Source organism: Bradyrhizobium sp. Rc3b (assembly GCF_900114915.1).
Lineage (GTDB): Bacteria > Pseudomonadota > Alphaproteobacteria > Rhizobiales > Xanthobacteraceae > Bradyrhizobium.
Genome location: NZ_FOUS01000008.1, coordinates 201,636 through 218,682 on the forward strand (window position 1 = coordinate 201,636; position 17,047 = coordinate 218,682).

Below are 17,047 nucleotides of genomic sequence, written 5' to 3' on the forward strand. Positions count from 1 at the left end.
CATGAGTGAGAGCGCGCTACAGCGGCCGTCCGGACGCGGACGCTTCGTCACCTTTGAAGGCGGCGAGGGCACGGGCAAGTCGACCCAGATCAAGAAGCTTGCCGACCGCCTCAAGGCGGCAAAGCTCCGCATCCGCGTCACGCGCGAGCCGGGCGGCTCGCCGGGCGCCGAGATCATGCGTCATCTGGTGCTGTCGGGCATGGGCAAGCTGCTCGGCCCCGAGGCGGAGACGCTGTTGTTCGCCGCCGCGCGTGATGACCATGTCCGCACCGTGATCCTGCCTGCGCTCAACCAGGGCACCTGGGTGCTGTGCGACCGCTTCGCCGACTCGACGCGGGCCTATCAGGGCAGCCTCGGCCAAGTGCCTGAGGGCCTGATCAACGCGATGCAGCGGGTCACGATCGGCGATCTCAAGCCGGACCTCACCATCATCCTCGACCTGCCGGTCGAGATCGGCCTGCAACGCGCCGCCGCGCGCCGCGGCAACAGCACGCCCGACCGGTTCGAGGGCGAGAAGCTCGGTTTTCACCAGGGCCTGCGCGAGGCCTATCGCAAGATTGCCGAGGACGATCCCGCACGCTGCGTGCTGATCGACGCCAATTCCGACCCTGACACGGTCGCAGGCCGTGTCTGGACGGCGCTGCGCGATCGTCTCCTTCCCACACCAGCCTCGGTGGTTTCCGTATGAGCCCGCGTCAGACCGAGCGCGAAACCGCCATTCCGCACCCGCGCGAGATATCGAAACTGTTCGGTCATCGCGAAGCCGAGACCGCGCTGTTGACGGCCTATCGCAGCGGCCGCATCCCTCACGCCTGGCTGATCGGCGGGCCGCAGGGCATCGGCAAGGCGACCCTGGCCTATCGCATGGCGCGCTTCGTGCTCGCCCATGGCCAGCCGCTGGCGGAAGCCGTGCAGCGCGCCGAAGACCTCGCGATCGATCCCAATGACGCCGTGGCGCGGCAGGTGGCGGCCGCCTCGCATGGCGGCCTGCTGACGCTGGAGCGTACCGCCAACGATCGCGGCGTGATGCGCACCGTGATCACCGTGGACGAGACGCGCGAGACCATCGGCTTCTTCGGCTCGACTGCCGCGGCCGAAGGCTGGCGCGTCTGCATCGTCGACACCGTCGACGAGCTCAATCCGAACGCGGCCAACGCGCTGCTGAAAATCCTCGAGGAACCGCCGCAGCAATCGCTGTTCCTTTTGGTCAGCCACGCGCCCGCGCGCGTGCTCGCCACCATCCAGTCGCGCTGCCGCAAGCTGCGCCTGCGGCCGCTCGCCACCGATGATGTGATTGGCGCTGCGGCTTCGGCCGCCGATCTCGATCCGAGCGATCCCGCGCTGCGCGAGGCCGCGGAGGCCTCCGAGGGCAGCGTTGCAAGGGCGCTGACGCTGCTCGGCGGTGACGCGCTGAAGCTTCAGCAACGCACGGCGGCGCTGCTCGCGCGCCTGCCGCAGGTCGATCCGCGCGAATTGCACACGCTCGGCGATTCGCTTCCCACTAGCGACCGCGTCGCGCTCGCCGCCTTCATCGATGGCATCGATCGCTGGATCGCGGAACGTCTGCATGCGGACGAGGCCAATGCCAACCAGAACCTGCCGCGCCTTGCGCGCCTAGCTGAGGTATGGGAAAAGATCGTCCGCGCCGCGCGCGACACCGAAACCTATAATCTGGAGCGCAAGCCCTTGGTGTTCTCGGTGTTCGGCTGGCTGGCGGACGCAACGCGCTAAAGCATGATCCGGAAAAGTGCGCAGCGGTTTTCCGAAAGATCATGCGCAAATCAATAATCGAACTCAGGTTCGTTTCCAGATTTCGAGAAGCCGGTAAAGGAATTCGTCGTGGCAACGCGAGCTAAGAAAACTGCTAAAGACAAGGGCCGCAACAAGGCTGCGAAGAAAGCCGCAAAGAAGGCCGTGAAGGCGCGTGCGAAGGCCAACGCCAAGGCGGCCAAGAAAGTCAAGAAGACCAAGAAGGCCCCGGCCAAGAAGGGCGCGAAGAAGAGCACCGTGAAGACGGCAAAGAAGGCGGTCAAGAAGGCTGCGAAGAAGCCGGCCGTCGCCAAGAAGCCAGCTAACAAATCAGCCAAGAAATCCGCCAAGAAATCCGCCAAGGCTCCCGCGAAGACGGTGGCCAAGAAGGCGAGGGTGGTCGCGCCTGTGATCGCAGCGCCGGCCCCCGCCGCCACGCTGCCGAAGGTTGTCAAGCCGAAGGCACCCCGCGCGCCGAAGCCCGCTGCGGCTCCGCAAGCCGCAACGCCCGCAGCCACACCAAAGGCTGCGGCGCCCGTGGCCGCGCCCGCGCGCGACAATGTCTTCTACATCACGACAGCGATCGCCTATCCCAATGGCAGTCCGCATATCGGCCACGCCTATGAAGCGATCGCGACCGACGTGCTGGCACGCTTTGCGCGGCTCGACGGCAAGGACGTGTTCTTCCTGACCGGCACCGACGAGCACGGCCAGAAGATGGTGCAGACGGCGGCCGGCGAGAACATGGCCGTCTCAGCGCTCGCGGCCCGCAATGCCGGTCGCTTCAAGGAGATGGACGAGCGTCTGAACGTGTCGTTCGACCGCTTCATCCGCACCACCGAGGAGCAGCATCATCGCTCCAGCCAGGAGATCTGGCGGCGCATGGAAGCGAACGGCGATATCTATGCCGACATCTATGCCGGCTGGTATTCCGTGCGGGACGAGGCGTATTACGCCGAGGATGAGACGCGCTTGAACGATGACGGCGTCCGGCTGGGCCCGCAGGGCACGCCGGTCGAATGGGTCGAGGAGAAGAGCTATTTCTTCCGGCTGTCGGCATACCAGGACAAGCTGTTGAAGCTCTATGCGGATCAGCCTGACTTCATCGGGCCGGACTCCCGCAAGAACGAGGTGGTGAGCTTCGTCAGAGGCGGCCTGCGTGATCTCTCGATCTCGCGCACCACCTTCGATTGGGGCGTCAAGGTGCCTGGTGACGAAGAGCACGTGATGTATGTCTGGGTCGACGCGCTGACCAACTACATCACCGGCGTCGGCTTCCCCGATGAGAACGACGGAAACTGGCGTTATTGGCCGGCCGACGTGCACATCATCGGCAAGGACATCATCCGATTCCACGCGGTGTATTGGCCGGCGTTCCTGCTGTCGGCCGGGATTCCGCTGCCGAAGCGCGTCTATGCCCACGGCTTCCTGTTCAGCAGGGGCGAGAAGATGTCGAAGTCGGTCGGCAACGTCGTCGATCCCTTCAATCTTGCCGACCAGTACGGCGTCGATCAGGTGCGCTATTTCTTCCTGCGCGAGGTGCCGTTCGGACAGGACGGCAACTACAATCACGAGGCCATCGTGGCGCGCATCAACGCCGATCTCGCCAACGATCTCGGCAACCTCGCGCAGCGTTCGCTGTCGATGATCGCCAAGCAACTCGGCGGCGTGCTGCCCGAGCCCGGCGAATTCAGCGACAACGACAAGGCAATCCTGGCGATGGCCGACGGCATGGTCGCCGCATCGCGCGAGGCCATGGCAATGCAGCAGATCCATCACTGGCTCAACGCCGTCTGGGCCGTGGTCGCGGAGGCCAACCGCTATTTCGCGGGCGAGGCGCCGTGGGCGCTCGCCAAGACCGACCCGGCCAGGCAGAAGACGGTGCTCTACGTCACCGCCGAAGTCGTGCGCCAGATCGCGATCCTGGCGCAGCCCGCGATGCCGACCGCCTCGGGATTGCTGCTCGACAGCCTCGGCATCCCGGACGGGGAGCGCAACTTCGCCATGCTCGGCGGTGCCAAGCGCATCGCGCCCGGCTCGACCCTGCCGGCGCCGACGCCGGCGTTCCCGCGCTACATCGAGCCGGCAGCCTAGGACGTTTGCGCGATGCTGGTCGACAGCCACTGCCATCTGGATTTTCCGGACTTTGCGGAAGATCTCGACGGGATCGTATCGCGGGCCCGCGCGGCCGGCATCGGCCGCATGGTCACGATCTCGACCCGGGTGCGGAAGCTCGATCAGCTTCTGGCCATCACTGAGCGCTATGAGGACGTCTACTGCTCGGTCGGCACTCATCCGCACAATGCGGATGAGGAGGACGGTATCGCATCGGATGAGCTGGTTGCGCTGACGGAGCATCCCAAGGTCGTCGCGCTTGGCGAAGCCGGGCTCGACTATTTTTACGACAACGGCTCGCCAGAGGCGCAGGCGAGGGGCTTTCGCGCCCACATCGCCGCCGCCCGCACCACCGGCCTGCCGCTGGTGATCCACACCCGCGAAGCCGACGAGGACTGCGCACGCATCCTGGAGGAGGAGGCGGCCAAGGGCGCGTTTCGCGCCGTGCTGCATTGCTACACCGGCGGACGCGAGCTGGCGCTGAAGGCGGTGTCGCTCGGGCTCTATATCGGTTTCACGGGCATCCTGACCTTCAAGAAATCAGAGACCTTGCGGGCGCTGGCGGCCGAACTGCCGGCCGATCGCATCTTGGTCGAAACGGACTCGCCCTATCTTGCGCCCGGCAAGTTCCGGGGAAAACGCAACGAGCCCGCTTTTGTGGTCGAGGTCGCCAAAGTGCTGGCCGAGACGCGCGGCGTATCGTTTGACGAGATCTCGCGCCAGACCAGCGAGAACTTCTTCCGCCTGTTCTCGAAGGTGAAAGCTTGAAACCGGGAGCCGCATGACGCTGACGCTGACGATCCTGGGCTGCGGCTCCTCCGCCGGCGTGCCGCGCCCGGCGCTGGGCTGGGGCGCCTGCGATCCCAACAATCCCAAGAACCGCCGCCGCCGCTGTTCGCTACTGGTCGAGCGGAAGTCCGAGCACGGCACCACGCGCATCGTGATCGACACCTCGCCGGACCTGCGCGAGCAACTGCTCTCGACCAATGTCGATCACATCGACGCGGTGTTCCTGACCCATGAGCACGCCGATCAGACCCACGGCATGGACGATCTGCGTTCGGTCGTGATGCACATGCGCCGTCGTATCCCGACCTATTTCAACCTGTCGACCGCCAAGGACATCATGGCGCGGTTCTCGTATTGCTTCATCTCGCCGGAGGGCAGCGACTATCCGCCGATCCTGACGCGGCATTCGATCGAGGCGGGCGAAAGCCAGACCATTCTGGGGAAGGGCGGCGCGGTGACGATGACAGCCTTCCTGGTGCAGCACGGCGCCATTCCCGCGCTCGGCTATCGCATCGGGGACGCCGCCTACACGCCCGACCTCAACGACATCCCGCGCGAAAGCTGGGGCGCGCTGGAGAATCTGGACCTCTGGATCGTCGACGGCCTGCGCTACACCAACCATGTCAGCCATTTCAGCATCAACGATGCGCTGTCCTGGATCGAACGGTTCAAGCCGAAGCGCGCAGTCATCACCAACATGACGGCCGATGTCGACTACGAAGTCATCCGGCAATCGCTGCCCGCGGGCGTCGTGCCCGCTTTTGACGGGCTGCGGCTGGAGACGCGCTGAACCTGCGGTAGAAACTCCCGCCACAAGCAGGCATAGTCCTTGCTTGCGTCGGTTGCATCATGTTGATCTAACGTCTGAAAGACAGACGCTGGGCAAGGGCGATATTGAAGAGGATCGGCGGCTAGCGATATGTGACCGCCGGGTCGACTGAATCGCCTCATGTGAGATGAGGATCGCGTGGCAGGGGACGAAGTAACGGCCGGAGGACTGGTGCGCCGAGCGCTGGATCTCCTTTATCTCGGGGCAGGCTACGCCGCCGGCGTCTTCCTGGTTGCGATCTTTGCAATCATGATGGCCATGTCGGTCGGGCGCCAGTTTGCGATCAACATTCCCGCCGGGGATGATTTCGCGTCCTGGTGCATGGCCGCGATGGCGTTCCTCGGCCTCGCGCATACCTTCAAGCGCGGAGAGATGATCCGCGTCGGCCTGCTGCTGGAACGCCTGCATGGTCGGACCAAGCAGATCGCGGAGATCGTGGCCCTCGGTATCGCCACCGCCTTCATTCTCTATTTCACCCGCTATGCCGTGCAGATGACCTACGATTCCTGGCGCTTCAACGATGTGGCGCAGGGCGTCGTCCCGCTTCCGCTCTGGATTCCGCAGCTCGGTTTCGCCGGCGGTCTTGCCATCCTGTCGATCGCGTTGATCGATGAGATGGTCAATGTCGTCAGCGGCAATCGGCCGAGCTACGAGAAGGGCTCGCCGGACGAAACGCCGGAAGAATTCGTCGAGCGCATCTCGCAGGGCGGCGGAGGTTGACCATGGCCAATCTCGGCATGATCGAGCTGTCGTTCGTCCTGCTCGGCGTCATGATCCTGCTGCTGGGAAGCGGCATCTGGATCGCGGTGTCGCTCGGGCTCGTCGGCTTCGTGGCAATGGCACTGACGACCAGCCTGCCGCTCGGCGCCGTGCTCGCCACCACCACCTGGAGCGCCAGCGCGTCGTGGACGCTGGCTGCGCTGCCGCTGTTCATCTGGATGGGCGAAATTCTCTTCCGTACCAAATTGTCGGAAGAAATGTTTCGGGGCTTGTCGCCCTGGGTTCAGTGGCTGCCGGGACGTCTGACCCACGTCAACGTGATCGGCTGCGGCATCTTCGCGGCGGTGTCGGGCTCTTCGGCCGCGACCTGCGCGACCATCGGCAAGATCGCGCTGCCCGAACTCGACAAGCGTGGATACGACAAGGGCTTGAGCCTGGGCTCGCTCGCAGGCTCAGGCACGCTCGGCCTCCTGATCCCACCCTCGATCCCGATGGTGGTCTACGCGGTCACGGCGAATGTCTCCGTGCTGCAGGTGTTCCTCGGCGGCTTCCTGCCGGGCGTACTCGTGATGGCGCTCTATTCGGGCTACATCATCATCTGGTCGCTGCTCAATCCCAAGAAGGTTCCGCCGCGCGATCCGCCGATGCCATTCCGACAGAAGCTGCGGGAGTCGGCAAAGCTCGCGCCCTGTATGCTCCTGATCATGGCGGTCTTCTTCTCGCTGGTGCTGGGCTTTGCGACCGCCACGGAATGCGCGGCATGGGGCGTCACGGGCGCGTTGCTGCTGGCCTGGTGGAGCGGCACGCTCACGCGCAAGAACTTTCTCGAGAGCATCATGAGCGCGACGCGCCTGACCTGCATGATCATGCTGATCCTGGCAGGCGCAGCCTATACCACGGCCGCGATGGCCTATACGGGCATTCCTGCCGCGCTCGCCACCTGGGTCCAGGGGCAGCAGCTCACGCCGAGCATGCTCGCACTGTATTTGAGCATCATGTACATCATCCTCGGCTGCCTGATCGACGGCATCTCGATGATCGTGCTGACCGCCGTCATCGTGCTGCCGATGGTCAGGCAGGCCGGACTCGATCTGGTCTGGTTTGGCGTCTACCTTATCATCCACGTCGAGATGGCGCAGATCACGCCGCCGGTCGGGTTCAATCTGTTCGTGCTGCAGAACATGAGCGGGCGCGACACGTTCACCGTTGCGCGGGCGGCGTTTCCGTTCTTCATCCTGCTGCTGGCCGCCGTCTTCATCATCACGGAGTATCCGCAGATCGTGATGTTCCTGCCCAAGCTCGCCTTCCCAGACTGAGCGTACCGGTGTTTAAATTGACTGTGAGGAGAAGCCTGATGATGTCTCGTTTGTTTCGCGCATTCTTGACCGCCGGCGTGGTCGTGGCCGCGACACCCGCTTTGGCTCAGACCAAATGGAATCTGCCGGCAGCGTATCCCGCCGATAATCCGCACTCCGAAAACCTGGTCGCCTTCGCCAAGGACGTCGAAGCCGCCACGTCCGGGAAGCTCCTGATCACGGTCCATCCCGGCGCCTCGCTGTTCAAGGCACCCGACATCAAGCGCGCAGTGGTGACCGGGCAGGCGCAGATGGGCGAAGTGCTGCTCTCGATCCACGAGAACGAGGATCCGTTGTTCGGCGTCGACGTCGTGCCGTTCCTGGCGACCAGCTTCCCTGACGCAATGAAGCTGTATCAGGCCTCCAAGCCTGCAATCGCCAAGAAGCTCGATGCGCAGGGTCTCAAGCTGCTGTTCGTGGTGCCCTGGGCGCCGCAGGGCGTCTATGTCAACAAGCCGCTCGCATCGATCGAAGACATGAAGGGCCTGAAATGGCGGGCCTATAACGTCGGCACCGCGCGCATCGGCGAGCTGGTCGGCGCGCAGTCGGTCACGATCCAGGCGGCGGAACTGCCGCAGGCGCTTGCCACTGGCGTGGTGAATTCCTTCATGTCCTCGGGCGGCACGGGCTACGACGCGAAGGCCTGGGAGTCGCTGAAGTATTTCTACGACGTGCAGGCCTGGATTCCCAAGGACTACACCTTCGTCAACAAGGCCGCGTTCGAGGCGCTCGACAAGCCGACCCAGGAAGCCATCCTCAAGGCGGCGGCAACGGCGGAAACCCGCGGCTGGAAGGCCTGGCAGGACAAGAGCACGTGGTATCTCGATCAGCTCAAGGCGAAAGGCATGAACGTCGAGCCGCCGAGCCCGGCGTTGAAGGCCGGCTTCCAGAAAATCGGCGAACAGCTCACGGCCGACTGGCTCAAGAAGGCAGGGGCCGATGGTCAGGCGGTCGTCGAGGCCTACAAGAAGATGTGAGGACTGATGTCTTCCGCCCGCCACGTGTTCGTGCGGGCGGAAGACTCTCAGACGATGTTCAAGCCGTAATCGCCTTCACTGATCCCACTTCGTTGCGCAGCAGGAATTTTTGAATCTTGCCCGTGGACGTTTTCGGGATAGGTCCGAACACGACGGCTTTCGGCGTCTTGAAGCCCGACATGTGGCTGCGGCAGAACGCGATGATGTCGGCTTCGCTGGCGCTGGCGCCGTCCTTCAACTCGACGAAGGCGCAAGGCACTTCGCCCCACTTCGGATCGGGCTTTGCGACCACGGCGGCGAACAGCACGGCCGGGTGCTTGTAGAGGATGTCCTCGACCTCGACGGAGGAGATGTTCTCGCCGCCGGAAATGATGATGTCCTTGGAGCGGTCCTTGATGATGACGTAGCCGCGCTCGTCGAGCACGCCGAGATCGCCGGTGTGAAACCAGCCGCCCTCGAAGGCTTCCTTGGTCGCCTTCTCGTTCTTGAGATAGCCCTTCATCACGATGTTGCCGCGGAACATGACCTCGCCGATGGTCTCGCCGTCGCGCGGCACCTCTTGCATCGTCTTCGGATCGATGACGGTGACGCCTTCCTCGAGCGGGTAGGGCACGCCCTGCCGGCGCTTCATGCGTGCGCGTTCGGCGGGCGGAAGCTCGTCCCAGCCGGGCTGCTCGGCGCAGACGGAGGCGGGGCCGTAGACCTCGGTCAGGCCGTAGACATGGGTCAGCTTGATGCCGATGTTCTCGGCGCCTTCGAGTACGGCGACCGGCGGCGCGGCACCTGCGATCAGGCCGACGACCCGGCGCGCCGCGTTGCCTTTGGGCGCATCGGGCGCGTTGATCAGCGTGTTGTAGACGATCGGCGCGCCGCACATGTGGGTGACGCCGTGCTGCTTGATCAGCTCGAAGATCCTGGTCGGCTCGACCTTGCGCAGGCAGACATTGATGCCGGCGGATGCCGCGATGGTCCAGGGAAAGCACCAGCCGTTGCAGTGGAACATCGGCAGCGTCCAGAGATAGACCGGATGCTGGCCGAGATTGCCGGCAAGGATGTTGCTGACGGCGTTGAGATAGGCGCCGCGATGATGGGTGACGACGCCCTTGGGATTGCCGGTCGTGCCCGAGGTGTAGCTCAGCGCGATCGCGTCCCACTCGTCCTGCGGCAGGATCGCCGTGAACGCAGGATCGCCTTCCGCGACCGCTGCTTCATATTCGATCTCGCCGATGCGACCGCCGCCTTTGAACGATGCGTCGTCGACGTCGACCACGAACGGCTTGGGGCCAGTCATCTGCGCCAGCGCATCGCTGATCACGCCCGAAAACTCGGGATCGACCAGGATGATTTTTGCGCCGCCATGGTCGAGCTGGAATGCGATCGAAGGCGCATCGAGGCGGATGTTGAGCGCGTTGAGCACAGCGCCGGTCATCGGCACGGCAAAATGCGCCTCGTTCATCGCAGGAATGTTCGGCAGCATCGCCGCCACGGTATCGCCGACGCCAATGCCCTTGCGCGCGAGCCAGGACGCGAAACGCTTGCAGCGCTCATAGGTCTGCGCCCAGTTGAAGCTGCGCCCCTCGTAGACCGTACTGACATGATCGGGATAGACGGCGGCGCTGCGCGCGAGGAAGCTTAGGGGGCTCAGCGGCACGTAATTGGCGGGCGTCTTGTCGAGGCCGATATTGTACTGGTTCTGCCGCTCACTCATCGACACCCTCCGTCAAACGCCTCAAAGGAATCCGATCGAGATCCACGGGAAGATCGCGACGATGATCAATCCCACCAGCAGCGCCAGCAGATAGCCCCAGATCGGGCGGATGCCCTCGGCCGGATCGACGCGTCCGATGGCGCAGGCGGCATAATAGCCGACGCCGAAGGGCGGGGCGAATAGTCCGATTCCCATAGCGAGAATGATCACCATGGCGTAGTGCACCTCGTGCACGCCGACGGCCCGGGCGATCGGAAACAGCAGCGGCCCGAACAGCACGATCGCCGGGATGCCCTCCAGCACGCTGCCGAGGATGGTGAAGGCCAGGATCGAGACGGCGATGAAGGTCGCCGCTCCCCCGGGCAATCCGGTCATGGCCGCCGCCAGCGAGCGCGAGAAGCCTGATTGGGTCAGGCCCCAGGCCATGCCGGTCGCCGTGCCGATGATCAGCAGGATGGCGCCCGACAGCGCCGCGGTCTCGACCAGCATCGGAAACAGCCGCGACCAGTCGAAGCGGCGGTAAACGAGGAGGCCGACCAGGGCGCCATAGACGATGCCGATGGTGGAGACCTCGGTCGCGGTCGCGATGCCCTCGACCACGGCGTAGCGGATCACGAAGGGCAGTGCTAGCGCGGGCAGGGCGATGACGAAGGTCTTGCCGATCTCGCCACCGCTGGCGCGGCGCACGTGACTCATGTCCTCGTGGCGGTAGCGCCACCACACCAGCATGCAGAGCGTGATCGCGAGCACGACGCCGGGCAGGAGGCCGCCGGTGAACAGGGCGGCGATCGAGACGCCAGTCACCGAGCCGATCGTGATCAGCACGAGGCTCGGCGGAATGGTTTCGGTCTGGGCTCCGGTGGCTGCAAGAAGCGCGACGAGATCGCCGGGCTTGGCGCCGCGCTGTTTCATTTCCGGAAACAGCACGGGCGCAACGGCCGCCATGTCCGCGGCCTTGGCGCCTGATATGCCCGAGACCAGGTACATGGCGCCGACCAGCACGTAGTGCAGGCCGCCGCGGACATGGCCGAGCAGGCTCGCCAGGAACGCCACCATGGCCCGCGCCATGCCGGTCATCTCGATCAGCAGCCCCAGGAATACGAACAGCGGCACCGAGAGCAGGATGAGGTGGCTCATGCCCTCGTCCATCCGGCCGACCAGCACCATGACAGGCGTGCGCGTGGTCAGCGCGAGGTAGCCGAAGATCGCAAGGCCGAACCCGAACGCAATGGGAACGCCGGCGAAGACGCAGAAGCCGGCGACGCCGACGAAGAAGATGACGAGGTTGAGATTGCCGAGCGGCCGCAGCAACGGCTCCGCCAGCCAGAACAGGCCGATGATGACGGCAACGCTGACGACGGCGGCTGCGACCATCCGGTATTCGGCCGCGCGCAGCAGCCGAAGCAAGGCAAAGGCCGCCATCAGCCCGATGCCGGCCGGCAGCGCGGCGGCGCGCCACATATTGGAGATCTGCAGCGCTGGCGTCGTGATGTAGCTTTCCTCGTAGGCGTAGTCGCAGGCGGGCCAGACGATCAGGACCAGGAACGCCAGCGCCGCTGAGGTCGCGACCAGATCGAGATAGGCCCGCATCGCAGGCTTGGCGCTGGCGACGACCGCCGTCATGCGCATGTGCTCGGAGCGGCGGAACGCAACCGCCGCGCCCAGCATGGCCAGCCACAGGAACAGGATCGAGGCGAGCTCGTCCGACCAGATCAGCGGCCGGTGCAGGCCGTAGCGCGCGACCACGCCGGCAAACAGGATCACGATCTCGGCGACGACCAGGATCGCCGCCGGGATTTCGACGACGAGACCGAGCGCGCGCTCGAGCGAACCCAGCAACGAAGGTCGGCGAGGGGACTGAAACGCCGCCTCGCCCACCACTGCGGTCACCTCGACCTCGACATGAGCCATGATGGCCCCAACGCGTTACGACAGCTTGCCGACGGCCTTTTCCAGGAGGTCCCAGGCCTGGTCGCCATACTTGCCCTTCCACTCGGCATAGAAGCCGGCGGTCCGCAGCTTGTCGCGGAACGGCGCCACTGTGGGCTGATTGAAGGTCAAGCCCTTGGCCGCGAGCTCCTGCTGCAGATTGGCATTGAGCTTGGCGGTGTCTTCACGCTCCTTGACGGCAGCGGCATTGATGTTCTTGGCGACGATGGCGCGCACGTCCTGCGGCAGCTTCTCCCAGGCTCTGCGGTTCGCCAGGAACCAGAAGCCGTCCCACATGTGATTGGTCAGCGAGCAGTATTTCTGCACCTCGTAGAGCTTGGCGGTCGAGATGATCGCCAGCGGGTTCTCCTGGCCTTCGACGATCTTGGTCTGGAGCGCCGAATAGACCTCGCTGAAATTGATCGAGGCGGGCGCCGCGTCGAACGCCTTGAACATCGAGGTCCACAGCGGCGACACCGGTACGCGGATCTTGAAGCCCTTGAGGTCGTCAGGACCGGTGATCGGCTTGCTCGACGAGGTGGTCTGGCGGAACCCGTTGTCCCAGATCTTGTCCATCACCTCGAGGCCGGCCTTCTTGATCTCGCCGCGGACATGGGCGCCGAGGTCGCCGTCCATGGCCTTCCAGACCGTGTCGTAGTCCGGGAACGCGAAGCCGATGCCGTTGATGGACGCCGCCGGCACCAGGGTCGAAAGGATCAGGCCGGACAGCGTGAAGAACTCGACGCCGCCCGAGCGGATCTGGCTCAGCATGTCGGTGTCGGACCCGAGCTGGTTGTTCGGGAAGATCTGGAGGTCGAACTTGCCGTTGGTCTCGGTCTTGATCGCCGCCGCCATCTCCTTGGCGCGTACGTTCAGCGGATGGGTGTCCGGCAGGTTATTGGCGTATTTGTAGGTGAACTCGGCGCTCTGCGCGCGGGCCACATGGGGCGCACCGATGCCGCCCAGGACCGCGGTCGCGGCGGAGGCCTTGAGAAGCGTGCGTCGGGAAAAGCGCGTTGAAAAGACCATGGGTCTGCTTCCTCGGAAGGTTTGTTGTTGTTCTGAGATGCAAACCTATACGGACGGAAGGCCTGAAGGTCATCTGCGATCTCGCGAGGCCTCGCTTATTGCAGCCGGACAAGGTCCCGGCAATATCGGCTTTCGCAGAGATGGGCTGGATTCAAAATCTGAAAAACAACCCCATGCACAGTAGCCGTTGAGACCCGGGGCGGCGTCGCGGCCCGGACCGAAAATCGCGCTTGGGCGAAGGTGCGGTCGCAGGAATTGCAGCTAAATATTTGATCTCATTGTATATAAATATATTCCATAATATACCTTATGCGAATTATGGATTAGGCTGTGGCCGCACGCGACCTGCCGGTCGGATCTCCGCCTCAACTGAGCGCCTATCGCCAAATCTGTGCGTCCTTTCCGCCAGTGAAGGACCTGCGGCCACTGCCCCGGCCGAGCGGCTATGCGGCTCTGGTGTGCAGCAGCTCCGAGGGTGCCGTAAGCGCGTCAGTCCGCCGAAAGCGATCGCAGCCAGGCCAGCCGCGAGATCGCGCGCTCGGCAAGTTGCTGCAGGCGTTCGAGATGGGCCGCGTCGCTCGACCGCTCGGCGCCGTCGAGGTAGCCGTCGACCAGGGCCTCGGCGATCTCCAGTGGGCCTTTGCGCTCCATGGACGCCGGAAAGCTCCCGAGGCCCACGGTGGCGTCGGCCATCTCGATCGTCTGCTGGCGAATGTCCTGGGTCCGGATTGCTGCTGGCCCGCTCAGGCGTTGTTCCAAGTCGCTGAGCTGCAAGACCAGGCGAAGCTCGAGCCTTTGCGCATCAATTTGCCGCAGAGGCACGGACGACGCCTCGGCGCCGCTCCGTTCGTGCTCGCGATGATAGGCGCGGCGCCTCTCCTTCCGCAGCGTCGCGACATGGCCGAGCTCTTCCTTGGCCATTGCCTCGGACGCCTTCTTGATATCGCGGTCATCGGAATAGGCGGCGAGATAAGACCAGAACGCAAAGGCGCGCTCCTCGTTGCGGACCGCCATCGCGAGCGCGCGGTACGGCGTCATCAAGCGCGACGTTTTGACCTCAGCGGCGGATTCCGGGGCGAGCGTTTCCGGCGCCTCCCAACGCACCATGGCGGGATCCGGGATCTTGCCGCGCCGAGATTGCGACCACCGCGTGACGCTGTCGACATGCTCGCGCTCGGCGGCGGCGAGCTTCGCGAACACGTCTGCGAGATCATCCTTGCCCTGTTCGCGCATGTCATCAGCAAGAGCATCATACCTTTTGGCTGCCTCCTGCTCCATTGCATGCGCTAGCGCAAAGAGTTCGTCGAGCGACTGCAATACACCTGCGGGCTCAGCGCTCAGCAATGAAGTGCGCAGGAATGGCATGGCAAGGACTCCAAATGCAGGCTTCTGATTCAGCTCCGCGCGAATACAAATATTTTCGCTGGCCTTGACAGATGTGGGCACGCGCGATGACTTTGACACGTCAGCGACGACAAATCATCGAAGAAGAATCTCAAGGCACGCGCGTCCCGGTGGGTCGCGCAGATCGCATTTGAACCGATATGTTGAAGCGACCGGATGACGATACCGCCTTCACAAGGCGTGCGGCGCTAGCGCTTGCGGGCTTGCTGCTGATGTGTCTGGCGTACGTCTCGCCCGCATGCGCCGCCGGTGACTTACCAGCATACCTGCCGAAGCTTACGCCTGCCGAATTTTTCCCGGATGCGGATCGTTTCGGCCCGCCGCAAGGCGATCCGCCCATTGTACCGGTGTACCGCGGCGATCAGCTTCAGGGATTCGTTTTCCTCAACTCCGATTTTGCGAACTCTGTCGGGTACTCGGGCAAACCGATTCACTTGCTTGCCGGAATTGATCCGAAAGGCGTCATCACCGGGATCAAGCTCGTCGATCACAAGGAGCCGATCGTGCTGGTCGGCATTCCGGAGGCGCGCATCGTCGCCGCCATGAACTCCCTGATCGGCAAGGACATGAAGCCTGTCGCAAGTGGTGCCGAGAAGCCGCCGCAGGTCGACATCGTGAGCGGCGCGACCGTCACCGTGCTGGTGATGGGTGACAGTGTGGTCCGCGCCGCGTCCAAGCTCATCCGCGGCGGACGCATCGGCGGCGGTGACGGCGCGGCGGCTTCGGCCGCCCTTCCCCCTGTCGTCAAGACGCTCGATCTCGGGCGCAGTGAAGTGCGTGACTGGGAGAGCCTCGTCGGCGACGGTTCGGTGCGCCGGCTTCAGCTCGGCATCGGCGACATCAACGAAGCCTTTGCGAAGTCCGGCAGCGCCGCGGCGAGCCAGTATCCCGAACCGGGTGACGCGAGCGATACCTTCATCGACCTCTACGTGGCGCTGGTGACCGCGCCCACGATCGGCCGCAGCCTGCTTGGCGAGGACGGCTATCAGCGGCTGAAGGACAGCCTGAAGCCCGGGCAGCAGGCCATCGTCGTTGCCGGCAACGGCCCCTACTCGTTCAAGGGTTCGGCCTATGTCCGCGGCGGCATCTTCGATCGCATCGAAATCCTGCAGGAAGGCAACAGCACCCGCTTCCGCGACCGCAACCACACCCGGCTCGGTGCACTGGACGCGGTCGGCGCACCCGAGTTCAGGGAAATCGGCCTGTTCGTCACCCCGCCTGAGTTCACTCTGGATCCGACGCAGCCATGGCAGCTTCAATTGCTGGTGCAACGTAGTCTCGGCGGCCGCGACAAGGCGTTCCTGACTTTCGATCTCGGCTACACCCTGCCCGACAGTTATATACGCCGCGAGCAGCGTGCGGTGACGGTACCGGAGAGCGCGGCGCCTCCGGCCTCGCAGCAGGCCAACGCTGCGGCCGCACCGCCCCCGGAGGCGGACGAACCTCTGTGGATGCGGATCTGGCGGTCGAGCACCGTCTCGATCGGCTTCACCGCGTTCATGCTGGCCGTCCTCACCGGCATCTTCTTCTTCCAGAACCTGCTGGTGCGCCGACCGGTGTTCTACACCTGGGTGCGGCGGGGATATCTCGCCCTCGTTCTGGTCTGGCTCGGCTGGTACGCCAACGCGCAGCTCTCCGTCGTCAACGTCGTCACCTTTACCAATGCGCTGGTGACGGGCTTCCGCTGGGAATTTTTCCTCGCCGCTCCGCTGATCTTCATTCTGTGGGCTGCAACGGCCGGCGGGCTGCTGTTCTGGGGCCGAGGTCCGTTCTGCGGTTGGCTGTGTCCCTTTGGCGCGCTCCAGGAGCTCACCAACACGGCCGCGAAATGGCTGAAGGTGCCCCAGATAACGGTGCCGTGGGGGCTGCACGAACGGCTATGGCCGATCAAGTACATCATCTTCCTCGGTCTGTTCGGCCTGTCGCTCTATTCGGTCGACATGGCCGAGCGGTTCGCCGAGGTCGAGCCGTTCAAGACCGCGATCATCCTGAAGTTTTCGCGAAGCTGGCCGTTCGTCGCCTACGCAGTCGCCCTGCTCGTCATCGGCCTCTTCATCGAACGCTTCTTTTGCCGCTATCTCTGCCCGCTCGGCGCCGCGCTCGCGATCCCCGGCCGCATCCGGACGTTCGAATGGCTCCGCCGGTGGGAAGAATGTGGGTCACCCTGCCAACGCTGCGCCAAGGAATGCCCGGTGCAGTCGATCCATCCTGAGGGGCACATCAACGTCAATGAGTGCATCTACTGCATGCATTGTCAGGAACTCTATTACGACGATCACCGCTGCCCGCACATGATCCAGGTGCGGCTCAAGCGCGAGAAGTTCGCGGCGATGTCCTCGCCCGCGATGCGCCCAGGCGGCAAGGGTCCCGCGACCGTCATCACCGCCGGCGGCAAACCTGTCGGCGTTTCACCCGTCGCAACTCCACCCCCAAACTGAACCGA

Annotated in this window: 13 protein-coding genes; 9 read left to right on the forward strand and 4 right to left on the reverse strand. The window is 64.3% G+C overall.

The window, feature by feature from the left end:
* The first annotated feature begins 1 nt into the window (after window position 1).
* The 8 genes from tmk to BM190_RS20305 all read left to right on the forward strand — a co-directional run bounded on the left by tmk (window position 2) and on the right by BM190_RS20305 (window position 8,534).
* Window positions 2–688, forward strand: coding sequence for a dTMP kinase (tmk, locus tag BM190_RS20270; RefSeq protein WP_018320476.1), 687 nt, complete (start codon window positions 2–4; stop codon window positions 686–688).
* Window positions 685–1,731, forward strand: coding sequence for a DNA polymerase III subunit delta' (locus tag BM190_RS20275; protein ID WP_092258152.1), 1,047 nt, complete (start codon window positions 685–687; stop codon window positions 1,729–1,731). Before tmk ends, BM190_RS20275 begins: the two co-directional genes overlap by 4 nt.
* Window positions 1,732–1,839: 108 nt before the next feature.
* Complete coding sequence (gene metG, locus BM190_RS20280) at window positions 1,840–3,843, forward strand: methionine--tRNA ligase (RefSeq protein WP_092258155.1); 2,004 nt, start codon at window positions 1,840–1,842, stop codon at window positions 3,841–3,843.
* 12 nt (window positions 3,844–3,855) lie between these two features.
* A complete protein-coding gene (locus BM190_RS20285; RefSeq protein ID WP_092258158.1) occupies window positions 3,856–4,632 on the forward strand; it encodes a TatD family hydrolase in 777 nt (258 codons plus the stop codon).
* A 13-nt stretch (window positions 4,633–4,645) separates the two neighbouring features.
* Window positions 4,646–5,443, forward strand: a complete 798-nt coding sequence (locus tag BM190_RS20290; protein ID WP_092258161.1) for an MBL fold metallo-hydrolase — start codon at window positions 4,646–4,648, stop codon at window positions 5,441–5,443.
* 210 nt (window positions 5,444–5,653) lie between these two features.
* The gene (locus tag BM190_RS20295) at window positions 5,654–6,202 is read left to right on the forward strand and encodes a TRAP transporter small permease (RefSeq protein WP_244550683.1); all 549 of its coding nucleotides are present in this window, start codon (window positions 5,654–5,656) and stop codon (window positions 6,200–6,202) included.
* A 2-nt stretch (window positions 6,203–6,204) separates the two neighbouring features.
* The gene (locus BM190_RS20300) at window positions 6,205–7,518 is read left to right on the forward strand and encodes a TRAP transporter large permease (RefSeq protein ID WP_092258167.1); all 1,314 of its coding nucleotides are present in this window, start codon (window positions 6,205–6,207) and stop codon (window positions 7,516–7,518) included.
* Between the two features lie 38 nt (window positions 7,519–7,556).
* Complete coding sequence (locus tag BM190_RS20305) at window positions 7,557–8,534, forward strand: TRAP transporter substrate-binding protein (RefSeq protein ID WP_092258170.1); 978 nt, start codon at window positions 7,557–7,559, stop codon at window positions 8,532–8,534.
* Window positions 8,535–8,592: 58 nt separating this feature from the next.
* On the opposite strand, the gene BM190_RS20310 is transcribed toward BM190_RS20305, so the two are convergent.
* From BM190_RS20310 to BM190_RS20325, 4 genes are all read right to left on the reverse strand, one after another.
* The gene (locus tag BM190_RS20310; RefSeq protein WP_177237175.1) at window positions 8,593–10,242 is read right to left on the reverse strand and encodes an acyl-CoA synthetase; all 1,650 of its coding nucleotides are present in this window, start codon (window positions 10,240–10,242) and stop codon (window positions 8,593–8,595) included.
* Between the two features lie 21 nt (window positions 10,243–10,263).
* Window positions 10,264–12,153 carry a TRAP transporter large permease gene (locus BM190_RS20315; protein ID WP_092258176.1) on the reverse strand — a complete coding sequence of 630 codons (1,890 nt, stop codon included), beginning with the start codon at window positions 12,151–12,153 and terminating at the stop codon, window positions 10,264–10,266.
* A 15-nt stretch (window positions 12,154–12,168) separates the two neighbouring features.
* Window positions 12,169–13,200 carry a TRAP transporter substrate-binding protein gene (locus BM190_RS20320; protein ID WP_092258178.1) on the reverse strand — a complete coding sequence of 344 codons (1,032 nt, stop codon included), beginning with the start codon at window positions 13,198–13,200 and terminating at the stop codon, window positions 12,169–12,171.
* 489 nt (window positions 13,201–13,689) lie between these two features.
* Window positions 13,690–14,565, reverse strand: coding sequence for a ferritin-like domain-containing protein (locus BM190_RS20325; RefSeq protein ID WP_092258180.1), 876 nt, complete (start codon window positions 14,563–14,565; stop codon window positions 13,690–13,692).
* A gap of 251 nt (window positions 14,566–14,816) precedes the next feature.
* Between BM190_RS20325 and BM190_RS20330 the strand changes: the two genes are divergently transcribed.
* The gene (locus BM190_RS20330; RefSeq protein ID WP_244550689.1) at window positions 14,817–17,042 is read left to right on the forward strand and encodes a NosR/NirI family protein; all 2,226 of its coding nucleotides are present in this window, start codon (window positions 14,817–14,819) and stop codon (window positions 17,040–17,042) included.
* Window positions 17,043–17,047 lie beyond the last annotated feature (5 nt).

Coding starts and splice junctions, on each gene's coding strand:
- BM190_RS20325 (WP_092258180.1), bottom strand. CDS start 14,565: ATGCCATTCCTGCGCACTTCATTGCTGAGCGCTGAGCCCGCAGGTGTA.
- BM190_RS20310 (WP_177237175.1), bottom strand. CDS start 10,242: ATGAGTGAGCGGCAGAACCAGTACAATATCGGCCTCGACAAGACGCCC.
- BM190_RS20290 (WP_092258161.1), top strand. CDS start 4,646: ATGACGCTGACGCTGACGATCCTGGGCTGCGGCTCCTCCGCCGGCGTG.
- BM190_RS20275 (WP_092258152.1), top strand. CDS start 685: ATGAGCCCGCGTCAGACCGAGCGCGAAACCGCCATTCCGCACCCGCGC.
- BM190_RS20300 (WP_092258167.1), top strand. CDS start 6,205: ATGGCCAATCTCGGCATGATCGAGCTGTCGTTCGTCCTGCTCGGCGTC.
- tmk (WP_018320476.1), top strand. CDS start 2: ATGAGTGAGAGCGCGCTACAGCGGCCGTCCGGACGCGGACGCTTCGTC.
- BM190_RS20285 (WP_092258158.1), top strand. CDS start 3,856: ATGCTGGTCGACAGCCACTGCCATCTGGATTTTCCGGACTTTGCGGAA.
- BM190_RS20305 (WP_092258170.1), top strand. CDS start 7,557: ATGATGTCTCGTTTGTTTCGCGCATTCTTGACCGCCGGCGTGGTCGTG.
- BM190_RS20315 (WP_092258176.1), bottom strand. CDS start 12,153: ATGGCTCATGTCGAGGTCGAGGTGACCGCAGTGGTGGGCGAGGCGGCG.
- BM190_RS20320 (WP_092258178.1), bottom strand. CDS start 13,200: ATGGTCTTTTCAACGCGCTTTTCCCGACGCACGCTTCTCAAGGCCTCC.
- BM190_RS20330 (WP_244550689.1), top strand. CDS start 14,817: ATGTGTCTGGCGTACGTCTCGCCCGCATGCGCCGCCGGTGACTTACCA.